General features: G+C 51.8%; 1 protein-coding gene. It reads right to left on the bottom strand.

All coding sequences use genetic code 11. From position 1 onward, the window contains the following. A partial coding sequence (locus QQK21_RS13920) for a hypothetical protein (RefSeq protein ID WP_284192793.1) occupies positions 1-1,076 on the bottom strand: 1,076 nt, incomplete at its 3' end. Positions 1,077-1,179 lie beyond the last annotated feature (103 nt).

Below are 1,179 nucleotides of genomic sequence, written 5' to 3'. Positions count from 1 at the left end.
TTGCGCTCTGTCAGTGCATCACGGATCACTTCACTGTTTGGAATGAGCTCCGCCTGCGTATGCTCGGCTTCACGCAGTACCTCATTGGCACACATACCCCAGTCTTTGGCCACTCTCGAGCGCACCGAAAATGGCCCTAGAGCCTGACCAGTGTGCTTGAGCGCCAAGGAGTCAATCTCATCATACGCATCTCGTGCCACTAACCCAGCAAAGCGGGCTTTGTATATGATGCTATCTAGACTGCTGTCTTGATAGTCTGATGCTTTTGTCGCGCGGGAACGCAGTTTAAGCGCCATTGCCCTCACTTTTTTATACGCTTCCCCTTTACGCAGCGCATCTTCAATTTTCACCACAGTCTTGCCAAGGCTTTCCTGTCCTTGCTCGGATAACACTTCTTGACCAATACCAAGGAAATAAGCCACGGTGTCTTTAAATCGTTGCTCAGACAAACCCATGTCTTTGATGGTGGCTAAGATGTTCACCAGACGCTGACGCTCTGAGTCTGACACTTGGTTCAACTCGGCGTCACGATTCGAAGGCTCTTTCGCCAGCAGGCTCTTCAGTGTTTGTACGTCTTTGCCAAGTGAAGGGCGGATCTTTGTATCCGGTGTTGCTTCACTGAGTGATAGGCTTTGGAGCTGCTCAGAGAGATTGGCTAAGTCGCTAAGCGGATAGTGATTAAGCACCTCTCTTAGCGCCCCGTTACCGCCGAGTGACACTTGAGCCAGCAAAGTGTCTGACGTCTGCTGCGCTTTCTTCAGGCTTGGCTCAAGCGCTTCTTGGCGAGATTTTTCTGCCTCATCAGCGCCCTGATCAGATTGAGCGCTTGCCGCTTTATTGATGCCCGAGGTCGCCGCACTGCCTTCGGTCACGGTTTCCAATACATCAGCACTGTCGGCATTACTGTGTTTGCTCTTGGCCAGTGATTGTGCCGCGCCGAGCAAAGGTGCATAGTCATACTGCATGCGAAACGCCGGTTGGATAAGGGTCCAACATAAGCTGCGCACAATCGAGCGAATGATTTGTTCTTCATCTGAAAGATTGTGGTTGAGGGCTTTGTTCATGCCCTTAGCCATGGGTGAGCGCGCCTTGTGCAATAAATGCAGCGCGGTTGGTGCCACATAGGTTGGAGTTCGGGCCACTTGCATCGCCACTTTGGCCATTTTGTTTTTGGCCCCT

The organism is Vibrio zhanjiangensis (genome assembly GCF_030161235.1).
In the GTDB taxonomy this organism is placed as follows: Bacteria; Pseudomonadota; Gammaproteobacteria; order Enterobacterales; family Vibrionaceae; genus Vibrio; species Vibrio zhanjiangensis.
This window is presented reverse-complemented; position numbering and strand designations above follow the sequence as displayed.